Annotated in this window: 3 protein-coding genes; all 3 read left to right on the forward strand. The window is 31.4% G+C overall.

Going from position 1 to position 3,320, the window contains the following annotated elements:
* Window positions 1-459 precede the first annotated feature (459 nt).
* Genes J7M77_RS03810 through J7M77_RS03820 form a run of 3 tightly spaced genes read left to right on the forward strand, consistent with a single transcriptional unit; the run spans window position 460 to window position 3,163 of the window.
* The gene (locus tag J7M77_RS03810) at window positions 460-1,260 is read left to right on the forward strand and encodes an aldo/keto reductase (protein ID WP_296876168.1); all 801 of its coding nucleotides are present in this window, start codon (window positions 460-462) and stop codon (window positions 1,258-1,260) included.
* Window positions 1,261-2,259: a DUF362 domain-containing protein gene (locus tag J7M77_RS03815; RefSeq protein WP_296876170.1), complete on the forward strand. Its 999-nt coding sequence runs from the start codon at window positions 1,261-1,263 to the stop codon at window positions 2,257-2,259.
* Window positions 2,260-2,263: 4 nt separating this feature from the next.
* Complete coding sequence (locus J7M77_RS03820) at window positions 2,264-3,163, forward strand: permease (protein WP_296876172.1); 900 nt, start codon at window positions 2,264-2,266, stop codon at window positions 3,161-3,163.
* The last annotated feature ends 157 nt before the right edge of the window (window positions 3,164-3,320 follow it).

Here is a 3,320-nt window from a genome sequence, read left to right on the forward strand (position 1 = left end):
AATTCGATACCAATTTGAGACAGTTTACAAGTCGAAATATGTTAAAATATAGACAAGCAATAATTAGTATTGCTGCTGCTGTGAAAGGAGGAATATGTAGTGACATGTTACATTTCAGGCGGGTTTAAAATTATAATCAGATGATTCCTCATATGGAATATTTGATAGTATTGATTATAATTTTATACTTGGTTAGATCCGACAAAGACTAACCAAGTAAAAACCCGCTATAAGCAGCGAAAAGGATGAGCGACACCTCATCCTTTTCTTATGGAATATTTGATTTACACCTATATAATTACATATTTAAAAGTAAAAATCAAGTGTTATTGATGTTAAAAAATCTCTCTTTTTATAACAAATAAGCATGGATATCAATAAAATATAAGTATTTGTAATTTTTAGATTTTCATTGATAATTATAAATGTAATAAAAATAGGGAAACGGAGGAAAACAAGATGAAAGATGTGACTTTAAATAATGGTGTAGTAATGCCTGGTGTTGGCTTTGGGGTTTATCAAATCTCATCAAGACAAACCAAAAAGTGTGTTTTAGATGCTTTAAAAGTTGGTTATCGTCATATTGATACCGCTAGAAACTATGGTAATGAACAAGAAGTTGGTCAGGCAATTAAGGCTAGTGGATTAAAGCGTGAAGAAATTTTTCTTACGACTAAAATATACGGTGCTTATAGTTATCTAGAAGCTTGTCAGTATATTGATGATGCATTAAAGAAATTACAAGTTGATTATTTAGATTTATTGTTATTTCACTGGCCTTCTGGTAATTTGATAGAAACATATCGGGCGATGGAAGATTATTATCAAAAAGGAAAAATAAAAGCTTTGGGATTATCTAATTTCTTTGGTAGTGATTTTAAAACAATAATTAATAATTGTCGAATTATGCCAGCGGTCAATCAGGTAGAAGCTCATGTTTTTCATCAAAGAAAAGCAATGCTTCAGGAAATGAAGCAATATGGAATTTGTTTAGAAGCGTGGTCACCATTAGCTTGTGGAAAACATAATATTTTTAATCAGCCAGTTTTAAAAGCGATTGCTGCTAATCATCAAAAATCTGTAGCCCAAATTGCATTAAAATTTTTAAATCAAAAAGGAATCGTTGTAATTCCTAAATCAACCCATTTAAATCGAATTAAAGAAAATGTTGATATCTTTGATTTTAAGTTAATTGATGATGAAATTAAAGCAATTGAAAAACTAGACTTAAATCGTAGTTTATTTGGATGGTATGAATAAATGAAAAAGAAAATATTAATATGTATTGCTGCTATTTTGTTTGTGGTAGTAGCTATTACTGGTTATCGCCTATTAGATTTTAATGATGATTCTAGCCAGGAGGTAACTGATCCGGATTTTGAATACGAATCTTTTGAAAGTGAAGATACACAAGCGCCAGTAGTTTACATGACAAGTGAAATAAATGAAGATGCTTTAATGAGTATCTATCAGGCATTAAATTATCAGCCAACGGGAAATATAGCGGTAAAGTTAAGTATTGGTGAACCTAATAGTAATTATTTAAGAGTAGATTTAATTGGAAAATTAGTGCAATCATTAAATGGAACTATTGTTGAATGTAATACTATTTATGGTGGTAGTCGTGGTAGTACAGAAATGCATTATCAAGTAGCTAAGGATCATGGTTATAGTGATATTGCATCGGTTGATATTATGGATGAAGATGGTTCAATGACATTACCAGTTACAAACGGCAAGCATTTGAATGAAAATTATGTTGGTAAGAATTTTGGTAATTATGATGATTATGTTGTTTTATCACATTTTAAAGGACATACCATGGCTGGTTTTGGTGGAGCAATTAAAAATATATCAATTGGAATGGCTAGCCAGGATGGTAAAAGAAATATTCATAGTGCTAATGGCAGTATTGGTACTTGGAGTGGCGGCGATGAATTTTTGGAATCAATGGGTGAAGCTGCTAAATCGGTTGATGATTATCTTGATGGTCATATTCTCTATATAAATATTTTAAATCGCCTTTCAGTTGATTGCGATTGTGACAATAATCCACAAGAGCCCGATATGCATGATCTTGGAATTCTAGCTTCATTTGATCCCGTTGCAGTTGATCAGGCAAGTGTTGATTTGGTTTACCAGGCTCAAGATGGTGGAGCTTTAGTAGAACGAATTGAATCTCGTAATAGAATTCATACCTTAGAATATAGTGAAGAAATTGGTTTGGGATCACGGCATTATCGTTTAGAAAGAATTTAAAGCTATGGAATTATTATATCGAGAATTTATCTATATTTGGTATTATTCAGTAACTTTACTGGAACAGATTTTTCCTTATTGGGTAATAGGAATGCTGATTGGCAGTGCGGTTTCAATCTTTGCTAAAAGTTCGATCAATCAGTTCTTTAGTTCACTAGAAGAAAATAAAATTGGTGTTTTAGGAGTTTTTATAGCTAGTGGTTTAGGGATCGCCTCACCACTTTGTATGTATGGAACGATACCAATTTGTGCTTCATTTGTAAAAAGTGGAATGAAAGATGATTGGGTTGGTGCATTTATGATGAGTTCGATTTTACTTAATCCCCAATTAATTATTTATAGTGGTGCTTTAGGAACTACTGCTTTAATGATTCGCATTATTGTTAGTTTTTTAGCTGGCAGTATAGCGGGAATATTGTTACGTTATTTTTATCATGATCATTCATTTTTTCGCTTTACCAGTTTTGATGAAATAAAAAACAAAGACATCGATCCTAATATTATTAAAAGATATCTAAAAAATTTAAGTAGAAATATTAAAGCAACCGGAGGATATTTTTTAGCTGGTATTATTTTATCCGCTTTATTCCAGCGATATGTTCCTAGTGAGGCAATTACTTTTCTCTTTGGTGGTAACGAAGCTTTTGGTCTTTTAATGGCAGCTACAATTGGTGTTCCTTTATATGCCTGTGGTGGCGGTACGATTCCACTTTTACAGCAGTGGCTTTATCAAGGAATGTCTTTAGGTAGTGCTACGGCATTTATGATTACCGGTCCAGCTACTAAAATAACTAATTTAGGAGCTTTAAAGATTGTTTTAGGAGTCAAGAATTTTATTATTTATTTAATTTATGTAATTTCTTTTTCATTAATTTCTGGTTTGATCGTAAATTTAATTATTTAAAATCTAGCCTGAGCTGGATTTTATTCGTTAATCAAAGTACGTTGAATTTCTTCTAAAAATAAAGAAGCCGGTTTACTAAAGATTTGATATTTTTTCCAAACAAGATAAAAACCAGTTTGAAAATTAGGTTCTAAAGGTCGAAACGTTAAATTACAAT

Origin of the sequence: Thomasclavelia sp., from assembly GCF_017889095.1 — a bacterium.
In the GTDB taxonomy this organism is placed as follows: domain Bacteria; phylum Bacillota_I; class Bacilli_A; order Erysipelotrichales; family Coprobacillaceae; genus Thomasclavelia.

Coding starts and splice junctions, on each gene's coding strand:
- J7M77_RS03820 (WP_296876172.1), top strand. CDS start 2,264: ATGGAATTATTATATCGAGAATTTATCTATATTTGGTATTATTCAGTA.
- J7M77_RS03815 (WP_296876170.1), top strand. CDS start 1,261: ATGAAAAAGAAAATATTAATATGTATTGCTGCTATTTTGTTTGTGGTA.
- J7M77_RS03810 (WP_296876168.1), top strand. CDS start 460: ATGAAAGATGTGACTTTAAATAATGGTGTAGTAATGCCTGGTGTTGGC.